This window comes from Butyrivibrio sp. AE3004 (genome assembly GCF_000703165.1).
Classification (GTDB): domain Bacteria; phylum Bacillota; class Clostridia; order Lachnospirales; family Lachnospiraceae; genus Butyrivibrio.
Window position 1 is genome coordinate 982,377 of sequence record NZ_JNLQ01000002.1, and the last position, 22,067, is coordinate 1,004,443.

The following is a 22,067-nucleotide window of genomic DNA, read 5'->3' on the forward strand; positions in this document are numbered from 1 at the left end:
GGTATCTAAATATATATGAAACGACCGCTAAGCATTATAGGGGGATTAATTGCAGCGGCTGTCTTTCTTCTTTTGCAGATTTTGCCTGCAGAAGAAGTTTCTTTGCCCAATGATCGGGCAGTGATCACAACAATCGGAACCATAAGCGGAAAAGAAGAAAAGATAAGTTCTGTTTCAGGAGAAAAGAGGCTTATCGTTTACATAACGGGTGATGATGGCAGAAAGGTTATGCTCTACATGGATAATGCAGAGTATAAGCTTCCTTTGGGATGCACTGTAAAGGTCAGGGGGAAAGTAAGGAATTTTTCCGGGAGCAGGAATCCCGGAGAGTTTGACAGCTATAATTATTACAGAATTTTAAAAATTAAATATAGTCTGACAGATACGGAAGTTCTCGGTATTGGAGGAAAAGAGGACTATCTTTTGGAAAAACTGTTCGATGCAAAAATGTATTTTGAAGGTATTTTGGACAGTACCTTAAGCTGTGAAGATGCCGGTGTTATGAAGGCGGTCCTTCTCGGGGACAAAAACGGATTGGATGAGGATATAAAGGATTCTTTTAAGAGAAATGGGATAATCCACATCATGGCAGTATCGGGACTTCATATATCAATTATCGGAATGACGTTATACAAACTATTGAGAAAGGCAGGGAGCGGGATTGCTCCTGCTGCAGTACCGGCGATAATTGTTATGTATATTTACGGAGTAATGTGCGGGATGAGCACATCAGCTTTCAGAGCGATCATCATGTTTATGGTGCATCTTGGTGCGGATATTATAGGCAGGACTTATGATATGCTGTCAGCACTTGCATTATCAGGTATCATGTTACTGTGTTCGCAGCCTTTGTATATTATGCACAGTGGATTTTTGATGTCCTTTGGAGCAGTTATTGCAATAGGGTATGTTTTACCTGCGATGCCCGAAGTGGTAAGAGAGGGCAGGCTGAAAATAATATCTGCCAGTCTTTCCATAATGCTGGTTACACTTCCCATAAACATGAGTTTCTATTATACCTTTCCCATTTACTCGGTCGTACTTAACGTATTTATACTTCCGCTTATGTCTGTTTTGTTGCTTCTTGGAATTCTATGTGTCTTTATGGGCGCTTTTTTTATCCCCTTAGGTTCTGTCTTAGGCATTGGTTGTCATCTGATTATCAGATGGTTTATCGTTTGCTGTGATGCAGGGAATTTACTACCGGGAAATACATGGTATGCGGGACATGCAAAGATATGGCAGGTCCTTGTATATATGCTTTTTCTTACAGTGTTTGTTGTACTTAAAAGCAGAGAAGTGCAACTTTTCCTGAAAGCAAGAGGAGCGAAGGAAGAAAAAATAAGACAGATCATAAGAGTAAGGTATGCGTTTTTGGCTATCGGTTTATTGGTTTTGTGTGTAAGAATAAGACCAAATCTTCGGATAACTACGCTTGATGTTGGTCAGGGAGACGGGATAGTTATTGAAACTAAAACAGCTAATTACCTTATTGACGGCGGAAGTACATCAAAGAAGAAATTAGCCAAATATCAGATTATTCCATTTCTGTCTTACAACGGAATCGGCAAGCTTGATGCGGTAATAATGACCCATGAGGACGAGGATCATATAAGCGGAATAATTGAGCTTATTGATGAAATGAAAAAAAGCAGAGGAAGTGTGCAGATTGCGAATCTTGTTTTGCCTGAAATTGATGAAAGCGCAAAGGGAAGCGGCTACCGTGAGCTTGTAAAAAAAGCGGTTGAAAACGATATTAGCGTATCCTATATAGGTAGAGATGATATGTTATGGAACAGAGATATTGAGATTTATTGTCTGGGACCAAGGAAGAATATGCTTACAGATAAGCCCAATGCATACTCCACGGTTTTATATATTAAAAAGGGCGGATTCAGTGGGCTTTTTACGGGAGATGTGGATGGCGAAGGCCAGGAAGAGCTTAGAAACTATATCAAGGAAAACAGAAAGGAATTCGAAAATCTTACACTTTTGAAGGTGGCTCATCATGGAAGCAGATATACAACAGATGAAGAGTTTCTTAAACTTATAAAGCCAAAGGTTGCGCTTATAAGCTGCGGAATTAATAACAGATATAATCATCCGCATAAGGAAGTCATAGAAAGACTGGAAAAGATAGGCGCAAAAATCTATATAACTGCGGAAAAAGGGGCTATAACGGCCTCTGTAGGCGAAAATGACATAAAAATAAAAACATTCATAGATTAATTTTTGAATTGCGAAGATTAGTATAAATACATTAATTGAGAGCAATGTCAAGTACGAGTTTTGAATTATATTATGCATCTTTTGTAAACACAAACCGCGGACCCTCCTATATAATCATTTAAGGAGAAGGGGTTAGAAACCGAGGTGAGTAATGAAAAAATTTATCGCAGGAACGATATTACTCTTCGTGTTACTGCTGGGAGCTTGGGGCTCCTCCGGTTCTGTGCATGCTTCGGGGACAGAAGTACAGACAGTTTTGACCTCCGAGGGAGGGAATGCAGAGAATGCGGATGGTGGCAATGACAATGAATATTCTGATGTGCTTGGGGAGAAAAGGGCACAGTCAGATAAGTTTATCCTGGGGATTGAGATAGCAATTTCATTGACATTTGCAGTCGGACTTGTAGCTGCTAGCCACGGAGCAGAGGTTAAGTAAGGTATGAATTTTATAAATATTTATCAAAAAACGCAGACTGGGGAGTCTGCGTTTTTTCTATGAATATTTAGCTATTCTAATGATATTACAAATTAAAGATATCGCATAAAGAGTTAAATTGATTTGTAACCCTTGTTTACGAGTATGTTCTCAACAGCATATACATCGTCTGTATGCATAACCATGATAGGAAGTCCCGATTCACGGTTAAATGACAGATAAATATAGTTGACGTTGATATTGCTTTCATATAATGATTTGAGGATATTATCAAGCGCACCTACTGCGTCCGGACATTCAATACCAAGGACATGAGTGGTTTTGCAAATATATCCCTCGGATCTCAAAACATCAATACACCTTTCGGGATCGGAAACAACCATTCTGATAATACCGTATTCGGCAGAATCGTTGGTTACAGATCCGAGTATATTAATATCATTTTTTCTGAGAATTCCTGTGATGTTCTGAAAACACCCCTTTTTGTTTTCAGCGTAAATAGATACCTGTTTTAACATACTGACTCCTCCCACAAAATGACTTAGGCCTGATTCAAAAAGCACATATTTCGAGCCTATTTATGTTATAATACAACATATTGTGATTATGGAGCAAGGGGATAATATGGCTGCTAAAAAAACTACGGATTATCCGGCTAAGCAAAGGCAAATAAATGAAGACATACAGACAGGTAATTTCAGACCGTGTTATCTGATTTACGGAGAAGAGGTATATCTTAGAAAGCAGAACAGGGACAAATTAAAAAAAGCTCTGCTTGGCATAGGTGATGCCATGAACATGCAGGTATATGAAGGTAATAACCTTAATCCCGGTGAGATAATTGATATGGCGGAGACGCTTCCTTTTTTTGCCGACAGGAGAGTTATTGTAATTGAGGATAGCGGTTTTTTTAAAAACGGTTGCCCTGAACTTGCTGACTATCTGAAAAATCCATCCGGGACAACAGCCTTTTTGTTCGTGGAGTCCGAAGTGGATAAGCGAAAGGATATGTATAAGGCCGTATCCAAGGTTGGACTTGATATAAATTGCGAAACACCCGATGAGCAGATGCTTTACAAATGGATTGCCGGCAGATTTAAGAACGAGGGGAAAGCAATTTCCGTAAGGGCAATAGCATATCTGATAAACAGAGTGGGTACAGATATGTCCAACATGGTACATGAGATGGACAAGCTTGTAAGCTATTGCTACGAACGAAATGAAATAACTGAAAAAGATATAGATGCGGTATGTGCAAACTGGCTGACCAGCAGGATTTTTGAAATGACTGATGCCATAGTTTTAAAGGACCAGGCTAAAGCCATGAAAATCTACTATGAGCTCCTGGCACTGAAAACTGCACCTGAACAGATACTTGCGCTCGTACTTAGGCAGTTTAACCAGCTTCTTCAGACAAAAGAGATGGCAGAGCTGGGCATGAATAAAAAGGATGTGGCATCAAAAGTAGGAGTACATCCATTTGTTGCAGAAAAGCTGCTTGGCTGGTCGAGGAGCTATTCTATGAATGACTTAAAGGATGCTATCGATATGTGCCTTTCAAGTGATGAAGCTGTTAAGACGGGACGACTCGACAGGTTTATAAGTATTGAGATGATCATAGTTAAATCTACTTCGAGGTAATGTACCATACGTAACTGATTTATGGTAATATTAATAGACTGCATTGGCTTCTGTGTATGTAGCAGTATAAAAAACGGACATCCGACAGCATGTAGTCAGATATAAACATGAGTTTATAGAGGAGGGTTTTTATTTTGCTAAGACCAAAACCACAGGAATTATACAGACATTTTAAAGGTGGAAAATATCAGGTCATAACCATAGCAAGGGATGCTGATACCGGTGAGGAGCAGGTTGTGTATCAGGCTCTGTACGGAGACTATACGGTATACTGCAGACCACTTAAGGAATTTACTTCAGAGGTAGACAGGACAAAGTATCCAAATGCCGATCAGAGAATGAGGTTTGAACCTTTTGTACCTGATGAAGGAAAGGCAGCTGATGAGGCAAAACGTCACTTTGAAATTCCGAAGGGACTGGGTATCGGTGAGAAGAGAGATAATACTCCGAAAACAGCAGATAGAGCAAAAGAGGATGAGGCTAAAAACAGCAACGTTATAAAGCCTGAACCGATAAAGAAAAACGATTCGGCAAAAACAGAGGAGAATGATTTTAATCCTAATTATATGAATCGTACAATAGAGCAGGAGGCTGAAGAATTCGGAATGAATCCTCTTGTTGTCAGATTCCTTGATGCGGGAAGTTCCTCAGAGAGGCTGGAAGTATTGAATCTTATCAGACCGATTGTAACTAATGATATGATAGATATTATGGCAATGTCCATCGATACCGAAATTCCGGGAGATGATCCCGATTTGAGATGCGGTGAACTCAGAGAGTGTCTTTTGACAAAGCAGAGATTCGAGGTTACCAGACTTCGCAGTTAATTTGATTTTTGAAGGAGATATGAAAAAAGATGAAGTTACTTAGTATAGCGATACCCTGTTACAATTCGCAGGACTATATGCGAAAATGTATAGATTCTCTTCTTGTTGGCGGAGAGGATGTGGAAATACTTATTGTTGACGATGGTTCTAAGGATAACACCGGGATGATCGCTGATGAATACGCGGAAAAATATCCTACAATATGTAAAGCAATTCATAAAAAGAACGGTGGACATGGCTCTGCGGTAAATGCAGGTCTTGAGAATGCTACAGGACTCTACTTTAAGGTTGTAGACAGTGATGACTGGGTTAAGGAAATAGCATACAGAAAAATTCTGACAACCCTGGAGGAATTTGTTGGCGGAAGTGAGAGACTTGACCTCCTTATAAGCAACTTTGTATATAACAAAGAGGGCGAGCACCGTCATAAGGTTATGAGATACAACAGAATGTTTCCTATTGAGGAACTGTTTACATGGGATGATGTAAAGAAGATCAGTATAGGACATTACCTCCTGATGCATTCGGTTATCTTCAGAACAAAGCTTTTACGTGATTGCGGCTTAAAGCTTCCGGAGCATACATTCTACGTGGATAATATATATGTTTTCAATCCACTTCCGTTTGTTAAGACAATGTATTATCTTGATGTGAACTTCTATTACTACTACATAGGAAGACAAGACCAGTCTGTTAACCAGAATATCATGATCTCAAGACTTGATCAGCAGGTAAGGGTAAACAAGATCATGGTTGATTACTATGTTGAGAACATTGGAATGATTCGCTCAAATAAAAAGCGCTATCATTATATGTTCAACTACCTTGAGATAGTAACAGCAATTTCTACAATACTGATGATTGCTTCGGGAACAAAAGAAAACCTGGAAAGAAGAAAAGAGCTGATGAGGTACATAAAGAACAAGAGTCTTTTGTTGTACTGTAAGCTAAGATACAGAATAGAAGGCGTGTTTGTCTACCTTCCTGGTAAAGGTGGAAGAAAGATTACACTCACGGGTTATAAGATTGCCCAGAAGCTTTACAATTTTAATTAAAAAATTGCTAATAAAAATGGCTATGTGCTTATAAGCACATAGCCATATTTTTTATTGCATAGCTCTTTTTGCTTTTTCTTTTTCGATGTAACGATGATAAGCGTTTACAACCAATTCGCTCTTGTAAACTACAAGATTGGTAGTTGTCGCAAAGATTATACCGCCAAGTACATCGATTACCGAGTGCTGCTTAATGAACATCGTTGAAAGGATGATCAATATGCAGAAGACAAGTGAACTGTTCTTAAGCCATTTTGAAAAACGCTTTGAATTCATCACTGCCAGATGTGTACCGATTGCATTATACACATGGATACTGGGCCAAAGGTTTGTCGGCGTATCAGTGTGATACAGATGCGTGATCATCTGGGTAAAGATGTTATCTCTTGGCATAACAGCAGGCCTCATGTACTGAATGTTAGGCCAGATGGATGATATTATCAAAAACAACGTCATTCCTGTAAAGAAAAATGCTGCATTCTTGAAAAAGTCTTCCAGGTCATACATAAGCAGGAACAGAAAGAAAAAGAATGCACAATACGCAAACCAACCAAGGTAGGGTATGATAAAAATTTCAAGGAACGGAATCTTATCATCTAAAGCCGCATGTATCTCTGTATAATGTAATTGCTTTGTGTTTTCCAAATGAAAGAACCATGTGAGGTAAACAAAACCGTAAATGATAACCGGTATAAGGCATCTGATGGTGACCTCGAGTCTTTCTTTGGTCCAAGGCTTGTCAAACCATTTTGATGTTCTTTTTTCCATAAAAATTCTCACCTTATTTCGTTAAAAACGCATAACTACTACGCTTTCTACTATACAGCGGCGGAAATCTTTTATCAAATGAAAAACTGTACAAAAATCATAAAAAAAGTATAAATTTCTAGTAATTTTTCACGATAAAAGACTGAGCTTTTTATGATGGCAGGTTAAAGTAATAGAATCTGATTTTAGTAAAACTTCGCCATCGGTATGAACCCACATGGGAATGGAAGTCTTTATCATGATTTTTTTTGCTCTTATATGATAGATTCCGGGAAGTCCGTAATGCTTTCCGAAATATGCAAGGGGCAGAGTTTTGAATATCTGCTTTTTGGTAAGGTCACCACCTGCTATCAGGTCGAAATAACCATCCTGATAATCCGCATCCGGCGCAAACTTAAAGCCGCCTCCCTCGTATGCATGTATCATAGCGGCAGCGAAGATGAGGTGATCGATGTGAATATGCTTGCCGTCATCTGTCTCAATATCGCAGGAAGGCTGATCAGCGTGAAGTATCTGCCTGATAGCAATAATACCGTAAGTCAGCTTGCCGAGTCCGATCCTGTTAAGCTTGTTTTTGGTGTTTGATGAAAGTGCTTCTTCACATACTGCGGCATCAAATCCGATCCCTGCGCTGACATCGAAGCGCCTGTCCTCTGAAATACGTTCATCATGCAATCTTGAAAAGGTTTTTGTCATATGATCGTAGTGAACATTACCTATATCCAGTTTTCTTACAACCTCATCTTTGAGGATCCGATCGATCAATACCTCGGGATCCTTAGGTAAACCAAGATCTCTTACAAAATCATTGCCGGAACCTAGAGGAATGACCGCAAGGCGAACTTTATCAAAATTCTGGATGCCGGAAATGACCTCATTTATCGTACCATCGCCGCCCATGACGACAATGTTTAAAGGACTATCGGCTTCCGGACTGTTTTTGGAAGAGGCATCATCCTCAGCTTTTTCTTCGGTAAGCCTTTTTGCAACATTCATGGCATGTCCGGGCCCTTTTGTAAAGATAACCTTATAAGGTTTACCCAATGCTTTGCACTTTTCTTCAAATAAATTATAGATGTTTTTTCCATGCCCTGATCTGGCAGAGGGATTTACAATACAATAAAACATATGATAACTCCGGATTATTGAAAATATATCAATAAAAGTATATCAAAAAATAATGATTGCGAAAATAAACAGTAACTTTAAACAATCTTTTGACACTCCAATTAATATATGCTATGATACATCACAAAATTGCTTTAACACATTAAAACGTCAAATTATCGAAGCGGAGGAAATGCAGGTATGTATTCATTGGATGAAGTAAGAAATGTTGATCCGGACATTGCGTCTCTGATTGTTGAAGAAATGGAGCGTCAGAACGATCATATCGAATTGATCGCATCTGAAAACTGGACCAGTAAGGCTGTAATGGCAGCTATGGGCAGCCCACTTACCAACAAATATGCAGAAGGATTACCGGGAAAACGCTACTACGGTGGTTGTCAGGTTGTTGATAAGGTTGAGAACATTGCAAGAGAGAGAGCAAAAGAGCTTTTCCATTGTGACTATGCAAATGTTCAGCCTCATTCCGGAGCGCAGGCTAACCTTGCCGTTCAGTTTGCACTTCTTAAGCCCGGCGATACAATTCTTGGAATGAATCTCAGCCAGGGAGGACATCTTTCACACGGAAGCCCGGCTAATATTTCAGGAACATATTACAATGTAGTTGCTTACGGTGTTGATGAAAATGGCTTCATCGATTACGAAGAAGTTAAGAGACTTGCCAAGGAACATCAGCCTAAGCTTATCATTGCAGGTGCATCAGCATACTGCAGAACAATTGATTTTGCAAAATTCCGTGAGGCAGCAGACATTTGCGGAGCTGTTCTTATGGTTGACATTGCACACATTGCAGGACTTGTTGCAGCAGGCGTTCATCCAAGCCCATTCCCTTATGCAGACGTTGTTACAACAACAACACATAAGACACTTAGAGGACCCAGAGGCGGACTTATTCTCTGGAACCAGGAGGCACAGGATAAATATAAGTTTAACAAGGCAGTTTTCCCGGGAATTCAGGGAGGCCCTCTTGAACACGTAGTAGCAGCAAAGGCTGTATGCTTCAAGGAAGCACTTTCTCCTGAGTTTAAGACTTATGCTGAGCAGGTTGTAAAAAATGCAAAGGCACTGAGCGAAGGACTTATGAGCAGAGGAATTCAGATCGTATCAGGTGGTACCGACAATCACCTTATGCTGATCGACCTCACAAATTTTGATCTTACAGGTAAGGATGTGGAAGCATGGCTTGACGATGCACACATCACAGCAAATAAGAACACAATTCCTAACGAGAAGCAGTCACCTTTTGTAACAAGCGGAATCAGACTTGGTACACCTGCCGTTACAACACGCGGAATGGATGAAAATGATATGGACAAAATTGCTGAAGCAATTTCCATAGTTATTAAGAACAAAGGTGAGAAAAACGACGAAGCCAGAGCAATAATCAAAGAATTAACTGCAAAATATCCGCTAATTTAAACAATATATTGTAGTACGCAGCTGCCCTTACTCAAGTTATAGAGTAAGGGCACTTTTTATGCAATTTTATTCTGAATATCGAGAAGTAAAAACGGTATTTTGAATTGTATATAAATTATACCTATTTAAAACAATTTATCAGAAAACCAAAATTAATTAACGCAATAATCTAAATACAGAAAAATAATTTAAAAAATGTATTGACAATTAATAAAAACCTATGTATACTACGTTTAAAGATAAGAGAAAGAGAGAACTTCTTTCAAAGTATTCAGTATCGAGGCTGAAAGAAATGGAGGTACGGTCCAAAGGGAACTTAAGTTTTAGCTCTAAATCTTAGTTTTAGTTTTTTCGGAAAGGAAGGTATAGTCCGCCGAACAATTAAAGTAACACCTCAAACAATAGTGAATATCCAACACAACGAGCTTTAGTACATGACATAGTGGCGAATGCATAGTCGTCGAACTAGCCGTCACAGCATACGAGTGCAAAGGTTAATGGAAAGGGCAGAGTTGAGAAATTGGAGGTAAGTCCATTGGACAACGAATCACAATTTGATTATGCGTAAGGGCGAATGTATAAACGGAAATGCATTCGCCCTTATGCTTTTCTATGTTATGTAAAAAAGTTGTAATCCTGACCTGTGTTCTTAAAAATTAAGTTGTGACATTACCACAATATTTTGTGGTAAAATCTTTTTCTTATGGTAGAACTTGTATCATGTGTATGATATACTTTAATTAAGTTTTTAGGGGAATTTTCCATTGGGGAGGAAATATGGAAGATAAAATGAATAATAATGGCGGTTCTGAAAGAGATGTTCGCAGAGAGTTAAGAAGACAGCGCAGGATTAGAGCACAGATAACAGCATATGCTATAACAGGTATATTAGGAGTATCAGTTGCTTCCGGCGCATTTTTTTCTGTAAATAAGATTATTGGAGCTGTGAAAGCATATAATGCCGAGGTTGAGGAGACTGTTGCGGAGGCAAAGGAAGTAAATGCCCTGCCTGCAGCTGTTGAATCACCTGACGAAAGTGTAACTGACACCGAAGTATTAAACAGTGATTCCATGCTCGATAATATAGTTGATACTTGTATTTCCGAGATGCCTTTGGAGGATAGGGTAGCGGGATTGTTCATGGTATCACCTGAACAGCTTACCGGTTCAGACGCTGTAGTCAAGGCCGGAACCGGAACTCAGGAAGCACTCAATAGCTATGCGGTAGGTGGCCTTCTGTATGTATCCAAAAACATAAAGGATGCCGGCCAGATTAAAGATATGCTCAGTACTACCGTATCTATGAGCAAATATCCTTTGTTTATGTCTACTGTTGAGGTTGGAGGAGAAAAAAGTATTGTAGCTAATGCGCTTTCTCTTGATCCGGTCGCATCACCCTCAGAGCTTGGAGCATCCGGCAATGCTGATGAAGCATACAATACTGCATCAAAAGTAGCTGATTATCTCAATGCCTATGGCTTTAACATGAACCTTGGTGTAAATGCCAATCTGTCGGATTCCGGTAATTCTTTCGGAACAGATCCAAAGCTTGTATCAGCAATGGTTGGAAAAACTGTTGAGGGACTTCAGACATTTGGAGTTTCTGCGTGTCTTCAGTTTTTCCCTGAAACAGTAAACAGCGGTAATTCCTTAGAGGGGATGGCTGATGCGCTTGCTCCTTTCAGAGCAGGAATTGATGCCGGTGCAAGTATGATCATGGTATGTACCGCTCCTTCAACCGGAATTACAGGAGATGATACACCATCATGCCTTAGCTCCACCGTTATACAGGACGTTTTAAGAGGACAGCTTGGCTATGACGGAATAATAATTACCGATTCACTTTCTGATGTTGCAGACAGATATTCTTCTGCTGATGCTGCTGTTGCAGCACTGCAGGCCGGTGCGGATATGATATTCCTACCGGAAAACTTTGCTGAAAGCTATCAGGGAGTTCTTGCAGCAGTTCAGAACGGAGTTATTTCCGAGGACAGAATAAACGAATCACTTCGGAGAATATACAGAGTAAAATATGCTGACAAAGTTGAAGAAATAGCAGGTGAATAATTTCAAAAATAAAACTGCCGCCGCATCAGTACAAAGACTGAGTGCGGCGGCTATTTTTAAGTACGCCTTTCGGCGAACGGTTACTTTTCATCAAATGAAAGAATCCATTATTGATGAAAAGTCTGAATTCATAAATCCCGATTTCGAATAGGTTGAGGAGCTTGATGCAGCACGTGAAGCAGAGGTTTCAAGACTTGTTGCGGCCTGGGATACTTTATATCCAAAACCGGCTTTTTGAGTAAACACATTTTGAATGGACTCTGCACCTGCGGCCTTTAAAGCATCTTTATCAACCGATAATTTTCCGTTATCTTTAACGGTAATTCCGATAGAGGAAAGCTCATCCTTGTAGGATTTTGTTATCTTTGACAAATAATCGGCTCTGGTACTTGTAGTGACATCGGAAACACCTGCTGCCGAATCAACCAGGGTGTTGTAACTTTTCACAAAGCTTGAAACAGCGTTTGAAATCCTTGATTGATCGTAATCATAAACCTTTGATTCCTCGCCATTTTCATCTGTTACTGTTTGCCATGACTTGCCATATACGGAATTGTCACCGGTTTTGGTGAGTCTTTCGATATCTGAAGCAACATTTTTGGCATTAGAAGAAATTGCTGAATACTGCTTTTTTTCAGCAGCATTTGATTTCTGAGTGTCCGTGTTTGTGCTTCTTGATGATTTCTCTGTTTCTTTAGCAGAGTCCTGACCTTCGTTTCCGATTTTTTTATAGTATGCTGAAACCAGTTTTCCATAGCTTCCGTTCTTTATAGATGAGTAATCGGATAGCATGGACGAAAGGTTATTCATCATGTTATTAGAGGAGCTTCCTCCGGGCAGACTACTGAATAAAGCGGAATAATCCATATTTACATTTATTCCCATATAAATCACTCCTTTGATCTGCGGGAAATACTTCCCGGGAACAACCAGCTTCCGTGCTGTGTGTATAATACCTCTAATTTATTTTTACACCGCAGATTGCAAATGTTCAAATGAAAAGATGATTAATAAAATGAAGAATGTGTAAAAATGCTCGTTTTTTCGAAATCCACAATATAATTGGTTTACAAATATAACAACGTTATTGTAAAATGAGTTGAATATTTATTTTCAGAAAGAGGCTTTAGATAGGTTTATGTCATCAATAATTCAAACTGATCAGGTATTTAATAATGAAGTTTCCTTTTGCAAGGTTTACAGCAAAGAGAGCAAGAAGATATTAGAAGATCGTTTCTTACAGAACCGGATCTCTTATTATATTGACTGGCAGGAGAAGAGCTTACTGCAGCGTATTTTTGGTGGCGACAGAGATAAGATATTATGCACTGTTCGAATCAACAAGGCTGACATTGAACGTGCCAGAGAACTGGTTTCCGGTCTTGAGGATGTTAAGGTAAGAGACTTCGACAGAAAAGGCAACAGAAGTAAAACAAATAAAGGAAAACCAAAGAAAAAGTAACAGAAACATTTGGATAAGTGATTAAGACCTCCGGTAGTGCCGGAGGTTTTTGAGACTAAAGAAATGTGCAAAAGCTGAAAGCACTCAGGTACGATTATAGATAAGGAATGATAGAAATGAGAAAAGAAAACACTCAGAACAGTGCAAACATAAAAAAAACAGATACAGGTAGAAATAAGTCTGTAAGAAATAAAACTACTGCAGACAAAAAAACATATGCCGGAAAACGGACTGCTCCCGGGAAGAAAACATATGAAGGACAGGGAAAAACTGCTGATAAAAAATCATATGCAGGAAAGAAGACTGCTTCCGAAATAAAAAATTCTTCCAAAACGGTTCCGGGAAAATGTCCTGTATCAAAAAAATGTGGTGGCTGTCAGATGATTGATGTTCCCTACAGGGAACAGATCAAGAGAAAGCACAAGAGGGAAGAAGAGCTTCTTGGTGCATTCGGTAAGGTTGAGCCTTTTATTGAGATGGAACATCCTGATCACTACAGATGTAAAGTACACGCAGTGTTTACGCATGACAGAAAGGGCAATCCTTTATCCGGAATTTACAAGGAGGGCACACATGATGTTGTGCCCGTCGATGCATGTTATCTTGAGAACGAAAAGGCTGATGCGATCATAGCTTCTATACGCAACCTGCTTAAATCCTTTAAGATAAAGACCTATGATGAGGACAATGGCTATGGACTTTTCAGACATGTTCTCATAAGAGTTGGACATAACACCGGAGAAATCATGGTGGTATTGGTACTTACATCACCAATCCTTCCATCCAAGAATAATTTTGTTAAGGCACTTTTAAAGGAACATCCCGAAATAACAACTATTGTAATAAATGTCAATGATAAGCATACCAGCATGATACTCGGAGATAAGGAGAAGGCTGTTTACGGTCCGGGATTTATCTATGACACAGTATGCGGAATGAAGTTCAAGATTTCTCCCAAGTCCTTCTACCAGGTTAACCCTGTACAGACAGAGAAACTCTATTCCAAGGCAGTTGAACTTGCGGGGCTTACAGGAAAAGAAACTGTCCTTGACTGTTATTGCGGCGTGGGAACGATTGGTATTATCGCAAGCCCTCATGCTGCTGAGGTTATCGGTGTTGAGCTTAATAAAGATGCAGTTCGTGATGCAAGAATAAATGCAAAAATGAACGAAATAAAGAATATAGATATCTATGAAAATGATGCGAGCAGATTTATGGTGCAGATGGCTGAAGCAGGTGAGCACGTGGATGTAGTGTTCATGGATCCGCCAAGATCAGGCTCTACCGAAATTTTCATGGACTCCATGTTCAAGCTTAATCCTGATAGAATTGTTTATATTTCCTGCAGTCCTGATTCACTTGCGAGAGACCTTGAGTATATTACAAAAAACGGATACAGGGCTAAGCGAATTATACCTGTTGACATGTTTCCGTATACACGTTCCTGTGAAACTGTAGTGCTTATTGTCAAAACTTCATGAAGCAAAGCACCATGTTAATGTAAAAGTAGATATAAAGGATTATGTTAGTCATATGATGAAAAATGATCTTTTAATCAAAGCAGCACAGCTTTACGGATTCGATACTGCGTCAGCCAAGGAAATCCAAGGTCATGAAGGCGGTTGCAACCAAATTTAACAAAAGATAGCAATACATGTAAGCTTTGCTTGGTAGACAGGCGGAGCTTACTTTTTTATGATTAAGAAAAATGTTAAAATAATTGGCAAAGGTGGTATAAATATGAGAAAGACATACTTGGATAATATTCGCTGGATAACAGTGGTGCTGGTTGTAATCTATCATGTAATTTACATATTCAACGGCGTGACACAGTATGGAATCATCGGACCTTTCAGTGAACATCAGCCCCAGGATACATACCAGTACATTGTATATCCGTGGTTCATGTTACTTCTGTTTGTGGTATCCGGCATGTCAGCCAGATATGAACTGGTTAAACGGACAGAGAAGGAATTTATCAGAGTAAGGACGAGAAAATATCTTGTGCCATCAACAGTCGGTCTTCTGGTTTTCGGCTGGGTTCTTGGATACTACAATATGCTGATATCCGGAGCATTTAGTTCCATGAACAATGTACCAATGCCAATCCTTTTTCTGATAATGGCAGTCAGCGGCTCAGGCCCTCTGTGGTACATACAGATGCTCTGGCTCTTTAGCCTGATACTGGTACTGATCAGAAGAATTGAAAAAGACAGATTCTATAATATCTGTGGCAAGGCCAATCTTCTGATAGTTATACTTCTTGTCATACCCGTATACGGAGCAGCGCAGATACTTAACACACCGATAATAGTGGTATACAGATTCGGTATCTACGGACTGGGATTTTTGATAGGATACTTTGTACTGTCTCATGACGAAGTGATGGATCGACTTGGCAAAAACTGGCTGCTATTAAGCATCCTTGCCCTCGCATCCTGCGTAGCCTTCGTGATTTTATATAAAGGTCAGCCATATCCGGAGCACGTAGTTCTGGATACAATCATGTGCAATGTATACGCATGGTTTGGAACTCTCGGTATACTTGCCTTCATGAAAAAATGGGGCAATTCCACGAATGCTTTCGCAAAATGGATGTGTAAAAAGTCATGGGGCCTATATGTTTTCCATTATCTGATGATAGCGGTCAGCGGATGGTATCTGCATACTTTATGTCCGTCCCTTGCGCCCATCATCGTATATCTGCTGGTTGCAATAGCAGCATTTGCAGGCTCCTACATTCTGTATGAAATCATGAGCCGTATACCTTTCATAAGGTTGTGTGTTCTGGGTATAAAAAAGGAGAAGAAAGAATGAGTTTTGCAGATAACCTTATGGAATTAAGAAAGCTTAATAACCTGTCACAGGAGGATATTGCAGAAAAGATAGGAGTATCCAGACAGACGCTTTCTAAATATGAAACCGGAGAGTCACTGCCGGATATAGAGAGATGTAAGAGGCTGGCAGACCTCTTTGGTGTAACCATGGACGACCTTATCTCATATGAAAAGAATGATTCTGACAACCTGGGATATGCTATACCGCCTAAAGGAAAACATATCTTTGGAATGGTTAAAGTGGGAGATAAGGGGCAGATTGTCATTCCTTCCAAGGCTAGAAAAATCTTTGATATTAAAACAGGCGACAATCTTATCGTCCTCGGAGATGAATTCCATGGAATAGCTCTCATTAAGGAGGCGGGACTTCTGGGGCTTATCAACAGTGCAAAAGAAAGTATGGATTCATGAAGAAAAATGGACGTCAACTAAATACCTGGTGGTATTTTACACCAGGGCAGGCATAGTATAATCTTCTTATACTACAGATATGAGCATGCTTATAAGGCACAGTCAGCTAGGAGAAATGCATCGATTATATTAAGAGAAGCTTGGTTTCAAAGTTCGCAAGTATATTAGGTAAAAAGTATTATATGAAAAGATTAAAAGCACTGTTCCTATATATGCTGGGAACACTGGGACAAATAGTAATAGTTTGCATTGCAGTTTATTTACTTCGACGTAGTGGATTGACTGTAAATTACACTTCCCCAATCGGATTGGCTGCTATCACTGTTGGCGGCATATCGTCTGCTTTATGGGGAACCATAATCTCAATCAGGTATCGTAAATCAACGATAAAGACGGTTTTATCAGATTTCTTTAGGATAAAACAGAGCTATAAGAATTATCTTTTGATGGTGTTCTTTATTTTTCTGGATTTCTTACCTTTTGTATTTGGTGGAAGCATTGTGGTGAGTGCCTGGTATCTGCCGATAATCATGTTTTTCAAGCATATTGCATTTGGCGGTATCGAAGAAATAGGCTGGAGATATTTATTTCAACCTGTATTGCAGGAACGGATCAATTATGTATTAGCGACAACACTTACGTTTGTGGCATGGGGCATATGGCATTTCCTGTATTTTTTCATAGAGGGAACAATTTCGGATATTGATGCCTTGCCGTTTTTGATAGGTCTTATTACAAATTGCTTTATCCTGTCTGCACTGTTCACAAAGACGAAGAATCTGTGGTTATGCGTAATGACTCATTCTTTGATAAATGTATGCTCGCAGTTATTTACGGAAGGGAACGTTTATGTGTCATATGCATGCAAGGCACTTATTGTAGCAGTGGCAATAGTGATTGTATATTTCTGTAAAGGCCATAAGTGCGATGAGATGGAATATTACAGCAGTACTTAAATAAGGATCTGGCAGCCCATTTTACTATAATCGGTAAAAGAGGAAAATGCTTGTGTGGACAGCCAATCGAGGATGTGTTTGAGTCTGTTCCTAAAGCTGATTACATGGATTCTATATGGGATAGTATCTTGATCAGCTCTCGCTTATTCTGTGCAGACGTCCTTTGATCACGTACATAAAAAGTGCTATAAGACAAGCGTAAAACAGCGTTAATACGCATACTGCCATAGTCGGACCGATGGTTTCGGGGGAGGAGAGATTCTGCATAGTAAGAACAAAACCAATGAGACTGGAGATTGCTCCTGCAAGAATAGTGAGTCTTATTCCAAAACCGACAGCGTATTCTAATCTCTGTGCCAATGCCGGAAGTTCTTCCGAAGGAACTGATTTAGGGGCAAAAGTAATTTTGATGCCTCTGAAGAAATTGTAGAACTGCCCTGATGCTGCAAGCCCTATAAGTTGAAAACCAAGTACTGCCACTAAAGATGGTGCGTCAAGAAACCACAACACCTGATTTGAACCACCTGATGATACCAGGATTATGATATACAGAAACAGTACTAAAAGAAAAAGCCCTATAATGGTGCCGATGACTCTGCCTTGTTCCTTCTTTTTTTCATCTTCACTGTTCTTAATTAGCTTTACCATATTGTCTTCCGCCTTTCCGTTATAATTCTCTGTGGTCAGGTGCTCGCCGGATAAGAGCTCGTTGATATTTATCTCCAGAACTCTGCACAAATCGGGCATGATTGAGGTGTCCGGCATTCCGTGACCGTTTTCCCATTTTGAAATAGTCTTATCACTAACGCCAATTTCATCAGCCAGTTGTTTTTGTGTAAGCCCCTTTTCCTTTCGCAGATCGCATATGAACATTCCCGTTTTTGTCTGATCAAGCATAAAAGCCTCCTATCCACAGGTTATCGGTTACAACTATAGCGTAAGTCGGATACATTATTATTGTAACCCTACGCTTAGGAAAGTGACTATACCCTGGCGCTACATTGTGCTCTACTAATCGTAGAGATACAAGATTTAGAATAAACAAAGTTTTAATAATATTTTCCCTTTTTTTATAAACGGTAAATTGTAACTATTGTATCATTAAATTGACTTCTATTTTTTACTTCGACCTTGGCACTATCTTTCAAAGGGGGATACCATGAAAGATACAAAGAAATCTAAAACGAAAGCTACAATAAGACTATCAAAACTAAGCATGCACATAATTCTGATCATTGCAACTATCGTTTTTTCAGTGGTATCATTTATGTTTTTCTTTAAAGATATGGAAACGAAATTGATACCGCAGGTAAATCGTGCCATTATTCAGGTTTCAAAAATACTTCCCCAACTTCAGGAAAATGAAGATGCACTAAGAGAAATCAATGCAAAGCTGGAAAAGAGCCGCGAAGATATATATAAACACAATAAGGATGCGCTTTATGACAGGACAGAAACGGATGAAGAAAGTGTAGAAAGTGTTATTGAGCATACACTTTCATGGATGAACAGGGTCACAAAGCTCCGTGTCGGAAGAGGCGGGCATGTTCTTGTTGTCTCAAAGGACGACCTGACAATTCTGGCGCATCCTGATGAAACGTTTATAGGTTCAAAACTGGAACTGGTCTTTGGCGACACTGATAAACTGGATGTTCCGGATTTGGAAGAAATGAGCGGAAAGCTTACCGAAGAAGATATTGCTAACGAATATGGGTTCTTTATTCCTGCTAAAATATTGGATAGAAATCTCGACCTTGAGAGTTTATCAGCCTCTATGGATGAGGGGATAATCGGGTCAACCTTCTCTTATAGGGACACGTATATTATTTGCGGAGAGACACTTCGTCAGGCAATTTCCTTTATAGTATTCAGGTGCTTTTTTGCAACTTTAATTTTCTATATTATTGGATGGGTTATAGTTCGCTATATTGGTTTTTGTTTCGCCTGGCAAAAATATGATAATAAGAATTTCAGACGCAAGATAATATCCTGCACGCTTATCGCTGTTGTTATTTACTTTTCTACCATCTGGTATTATCAGGAAATGTCCACAATGACAGGGGATCTTGCTACCATGAACCAACATGCCCGGGTGGCAGTGGAGACCTTAAATACCTACAGGGACTATCGAAAAGAGCTTTCCGAGTGGCTGGATTCTCAGTATCTTGACCAGTGCCGGCTGGCTGCGCAACTCGTATTATCAAAAGGTAAGAACAACGTTACTCGAAAAGACCTTGCAGAATATGCTAAAGATCTGGATGTGGAATACATCTATGTCTTTGATAAAAACGGTAAGGTCATGGTCACAAACTCGCCGTATGATCATTTCGTTTTAAGTAATGATCCTGATGACCAGTCATATGCATTCAGAACCCTGCTGGATGGAACGGACTATGTTATTCAGGATCCCCGGGATGACGAATCAGAGGGAGAATATAAACAGTATATAGGCGTCAGCATCCGTGATGAGAATGATCTTGCGGATGGCTTTGTTCAGGTTGCAATTGATCCTTCGCTCAGAGAGCGGCTTATTGGTCCTATTGATGTACAAACTGTTCTGGACAACATGGTAATAGGACTTCCTAAGTATGCGCTGGCTATAAACAAGGATGATATGACAATTGCTGCAACTACAGGGCTGGGCTATGAAAATGCCAGCGTTGAGGATATCGGACTGGATGTAGAGGAAATAAGAGGAGATTATAACGGAATTGAAATCATAAATGGTGATACATATTATGCCGGAATAAGCGAAACAGAAGACCTGTATCTGATGCCGATATGCAAAAGCACTGATAACACCAATGTCTTTTTCATTTCACTGAAGATGGCGGCTTTCTTTATGGTTACATGCATCCTTATTGTGCTGATAGCTATATTTGCCTATAAGAGAATCTTTAAGAATATAGAAAACACTGAATCAAAGGCAGCTGAAGAAGGCGGAGCAAATAATGGAAATGCAGGCACTGCGATTTTTAATTCTCTTAACGACATTATAAAGGTTCAGGAAAAGTTTGGCTTCGAAGAAAGATGGGAGAATCAGAGCACAATACCTGTCAATAAGCAGCCACCCGAAATGCGTATAAAAAAGATAATCTACCGCATATTACTGGTATTTTCTTCCCTGCTGATTGCATATGAATTTTTGGTAATTATGGCGGGAGTGGATACCAGAAGGCTGGATGGATTTGCATATGTGCTCCTTGGAAACTGGGATGAGGGACTAAATCTCTTTTCATTTTCCTACTGCCTGTTCCTTTTCTGTGTATTGTATGTATTTAAGGAGCTGCTTAATCAGATACTATACAGCATAGCAAGGATAACGGATCTGCGTACGGAAACAATGCTGCTTCTTTTTAAAAATGCCATTAAATATGCAGCTGCTCTGCTTTTCCTATACATGGGACTGGCGAAGTTTGGCGTAGATACCAGGACTTTATGGGCATCAGCAGGAGTGCTGTCTCTTATGGTAGGTTTTGGTGCCAAGGACCTGGTCAATGACATAATTGCCGGTATCTTCATCATATTTGAGGGAACCTTAAAAATCGGTGACTATGTAATTATAGGAGGCTGGGGTGGAATAGTTAAGGAGATAGGAATACGCTCCACGAAAGTTGTTTCATATGCAGATACCAAGATCTTCAACAATTCATCGATAAAGGATGTCATTAATTGCAATGGTGAAGTGGCCAAAGAGGTAGTAAAATTCCCCATCGCATACGATCTTGATCTTTTGGAGATTGAAAAACTGCTTGAAGAAGAGCTTCCAAAAATTTCAGAAAATATTGTCGGGCTTGTAAAGCCTTTAAGATACGAGGGCGTCAATGCAATTGAAGATGGTTGCGTAATGCTAAGAATACGACTTTACGTAATACCCAGATATTCCAGGAAGGCCGCAAGAGCCGTGCTTAGAGAAATCAAAATCCTCTTTGATAAAAATGGTATCGGTTCACCGTTCAATTATGAAGGAATGCAAAGATCCGAAGACGAAAGCGATTCATCTACGGATTCTTCCGAGGAAGAAGAGGATAGTGATGACGATGATGATGATGATTTTATTTAATCAGCGCTCTGTCCAACTCATAATTAGTCAATTTGTTTATCTATGATTTTATGTGCGCCGTCTGAAAATATTGAATTTGTAGCACAAAGTCAAGTTATATAATTTAAACCGAATAAATGAACATAAATATAAACTAACGATATATAGATATTTTATTTTGATTTAATAGTATTCATTCCCCCCCTCATTGTAAAATCATATATGTGGGGAGAATAGTAAATAATATATGATAACTAAACTTTTTTACATATAAAATGTTGTGAGAAAGGAAAAAGATATGAATAGTGACAGTTCTTTACTAAGGCGTTATGAAGACAATCTGAATGTGTGCGGACTGGGAGTAATAATACTCGGTGCATGGGATGTATTGAAGGTTATCATGCAAGTCATGATGAATATGAAGGATGCCACCGCTGAGATGTTAAGTGAAGTAACGGAAGAGGAACAGGGCATTGCAATTGGTGTTCTCATAGGAGTTATTGCCGTACTGTTTCTTATAACAGCACTTATATTCCTTATTCATTACTATATTGGCATTAACGCTTCAAGGGCTGCTAAGGGAATGCCTTATAAAAAGGGATATTTCGTTTGGGCAGTGATTCTGTTGGTTGTTTCAATTCTCGGAATGCTTAGCTATGTTGATGAGATCAAAGATCTTGAGAACATCGAGACCACCATAGCCTCAATTATTGTTGATATAACCGCCATTTATATTCTGGGAACTGTTGTAATATCAACCCGAAAGATTAAAAACCTGAGACAGTAAAT

At 39.4% G+C, this 22,067-nt stretch carries 19 protein-coding genes; 14 read left to right on the plus strand and 5 right to left on the minus strand.

Annotation, left to right across the window (positions count from 1 at the left end; all coding sequences use genetic code 11):
- Nucleotides 1-15 precede the first annotated feature (15 nt).
- Nucleotides 16-2,229 (plus strand): DNA internalization-related competence protein ComEC/Rec2, encoded by a 2,214-nt coding sequence (locus tag BV60_RS0107480; protein ID WP_029320600.1) that lies wholly within the window; start codon nucleotides 16-18, stop codon nucleotides 2,227-2,229.
- Between the two features lie 151 nt (nucleotides 2,230-2,380).
- On the plus strand, nucleotides 2,381-2,665 hold the full coding sequence (locus tag BV60_RS0107485; protein ID WP_029320602.1) for a hypothetical protein: 285 nt from the start codon (nucleotides 2,381-2,383) through the stop codon (nucleotides 2,663-2,665).
- A 113-nt stretch (nucleotides 2,666-2,778) separates the two neighbouring features.
- Here the strand turns inward: BV60_RS0107485 and BV60_RS0107490 are convergent, their stop codons facing one another.
- Nucleotides 2,779-3,183 (minus strand): amino acid-binding protein, encoded by a 405-nt coding sequence (locus tag BV60_RS0107490; RefSeq protein WP_029320604.1) that lies wholly within the window; start codon nucleotides 3,181-3,183, stop codon nucleotides 2,779-2,781.
- A gap of 106 nt (nucleotides 3,184-3,289) precedes the next feature.
- Here BV60_RS0107490 and holA point away from each other — a divergent pair, with 106 nt between their 5' ends.
- The 3 genes from holA to BV60_RS0107510 all read left to right on the plus strand — a co-directional run bounded on the left by holA (nucleotide 3,290) and on the right by BV60_RS0107510 (nucleotide 6,188).
- Entirely contained in the window at nucleotides 3,290-4,306 is a 1,017-nt protein-coding gene (holA, locus tag BV60_RS0107495; RefSeq protein ID WP_051656575.1) for a DNA polymerase III subunit delta, read from the plus strand.
- Nucleotides 4,307-4,440: 134 nt separating this feature from the next.
- Nucleotides 4,441-5,133 (plus strand): DUF1653 domain-containing protein, encoded by a 693-nt coding sequence (locus BV60_RS21795; RefSeq protein WP_051656576.1) that lies wholly within the window; start codon nucleotides 4,441-4,443, stop codon nucleotides 5,131-5,133.
- Nucleotides 5,134-5,162: 29 nt separating this feature from the next.
- Nucleotides 5,163-6,188 carry a glycosyltransferase family 2 protein gene (locus BV60_RS0107510; RefSeq protein ID WP_029320607.1) on the plus strand — a complete coding sequence of 342 codons (1,026 nt, stop codon included), beginning with the start codon at nucleotides 5,163-5,165 and terminating at the stop codon, nucleotides 6,186-6,188.
- A 51-nt stretch (nucleotides 6,189-6,239) separates the two neighbouring features.
- Here the strand turns inward: BV60_RS0107510 and BV60_RS0107515 are convergent, their stop codons facing one another.
- Together BV60_RS0107515 and BV60_RS0107520 are read right to left on the minus strand one after the other, a co-directional pair.
- A complete protein-coding gene (locus BV60_RS0107515) occupies nucleotides 6,240-6,956 on the minus strand; it encodes a phosphatase PAP2 family protein (protein WP_197029538.1) in 717 nt (238 codons plus the stop codon).
- 129 nt (nucleotides 6,957-7,085) lie between these two features.
- Entirely contained in the window at nucleotides 7,086-8,084 is a 999-nt protein-coding gene (locus BV60_RS0107520; protein ID WP_029320610.1) for a diacylglycerol/lipid kinase family protein, read from the minus strand.
- Nucleotides 8,085-8,264: 180 nt separating this feature from the next.
- Between BV60_RS0107520 and glyA the strand changes: the two genes are divergently transcribed.
- Together glyA and BV60_RS0107530 are read left to right on the plus strand one after the other, a co-directional pair.
- Nucleotides 8,265-9,503, plus strand: a complete 1,239-nt coding sequence (glyA, locus tag BV60_RS0107525) for a serine hydroxymethyltransferase (protein WP_029320612.1) — start codon at nucleotides 8,265-8,267, stop codon at nucleotides 9,501-9,503.
- Nucleotides 9,504-10,280: 777 nt separating this feature from the next.
- Nucleotides 10,281-11,570 (plus strand): glycoside hydrolase family 3 N-terminal domain-containing protein, encoded by a 1,290-nt coding sequence (locus BV60_RS0107530; RefSeq protein WP_051656577.1) that lies wholly within the window; start codon nucleotides 10,281-10,283, stop codon nucleotides 11,568-11,570.
- Nucleotides 11,571-11,660: 90 nt separating this feature from the next.
- On the opposite strand, the gene BV60_RS0107535 is transcribed toward BV60_RS0107530, so the two are convergent.
- Nucleotides 11,661-12,455, minus strand: a complete 795-nt coding sequence (locus BV60_RS0107535) for a hypothetical protein (RefSeq protein ID WP_029320615.1) — start codon at nucleotides 12,453-12,455, stop codon at nucleotides 11,661-11,663.
- A 253-nt stretch (nucleotides 12,456-12,708) separates the two neighbouring features.
- Between BV60_RS0107535 and BV60_RS0107540 the strand changes: the two genes are divergently transcribed.
- From BV60_RS0107540 to BV60_RS0107565, 5 genes are all read left to right on the plus strand, one after another.
- Entirely contained in the window at nucleotides 12,709-13,032 is a 324-nt protein-coding gene (locus BV60_RS0107540; protein ID WP_029320616.1) for a hypothetical protein, read from the plus strand.
- Nucleotides 13,033-13,148: 116 nt separating this feature from the next.
- A complete protein-coding gene (gene rlmD, locus BV60_RS0107545; RefSeq protein WP_081846617.1) occupies nucleotides 13,149-14,513 on the plus strand; it encodes a 23S rRNA (uracil(1939)-C(5))-methyltransferase RlmD in 1,365 nt (454 codons plus the stop codon).
- 259 nt (nucleotides 14,514-14,772) lie between these two features.
- A complete protein-coding gene (locus BV60_RS0107555) occupies nucleotides 14,773-15,849 on the plus strand; it encodes an acyltransferase family protein (RefSeq protein ID WP_029320619.1) in 1,077 nt (358 codons plus the stop codon).
- Nucleotides 15,846-16,280, plus strand: coding sequence for a helix-turn-helix domain-containing protein (locus BV60_RS0107560; protein WP_029320621.1), 435 nt, complete (start codon nucleotides 15,846-15,848; stop codon nucleotides 16,278-16,280). The genes BV60_RS0107555 and BV60_RS0107560 overlap by 4 nt, the downstream gene beginning before the upstream one ends.
- A gap of 182 nt (nucleotides 16,281-16,462) precedes the next feature.
- Nucleotides 16,463-17,236, plus strand: coding sequence for a CPBP family intramembrane glutamic endopeptidase (locus BV60_RS0107565; protein WP_029320623.1), 774 nt, complete (start codon nucleotides 16,463-16,465; stop codon nucleotides 17,234-17,236).
- A gap of 132 nt (nucleotides 17,237-17,368) precedes the next feature.
- Here BV60_RS0107565 and BV60_RS21800 read toward each other — a convergent pair whose 3' ends face one another.
- Complete coding sequence (locus BV60_RS21800) at nucleotides 17,369-18,133, minus strand: helix-turn-helix domain-containing protein (RefSeq protein WP_051656578.1); 765 nt, start codon at nucleotides 18,131-18,133, stop codon at nucleotides 17,369-17,371.
- A 262-nt stretch (nucleotides 18,134-18,395) separates the two neighbouring features.
- Here BV60_RS21800 and BV60_RS21805 point away from each other — a divergent pair, with 262 nt between their 5' ends.
- Together BV60_RS21805 and BV60_RS0107580 are read left to right on the plus strand one after the other, a co-directional pair.
- On the plus strand, nucleotides 18,396-21,299 hold the full coding sequence (locus BV60_RS21805; RefSeq protein WP_051656579.1) for a mechanosensitive ion channel domain-containing protein: 2,904 nt from the start codon (nucleotides 18,396-18,398) through the stop codon (nucleotides 21,297-21,299).
- A 277-nt stretch (nucleotides 21,300-21,576) separates the two neighbouring features.
- The gene (locus BV60_RS0107580) at nucleotides 21,577-22,065 is read left to right on the plus strand and encodes a hypothetical protein (RefSeq protein WP_029320628.1); all 489 of its coding nucleotides are present in this window, start codon (nucleotides 21,577-21,579) and stop codon (nucleotides 22,063-22,065) included.
- Nucleotides 22,066-22,067 lie beyond the last annotated feature (2 nt).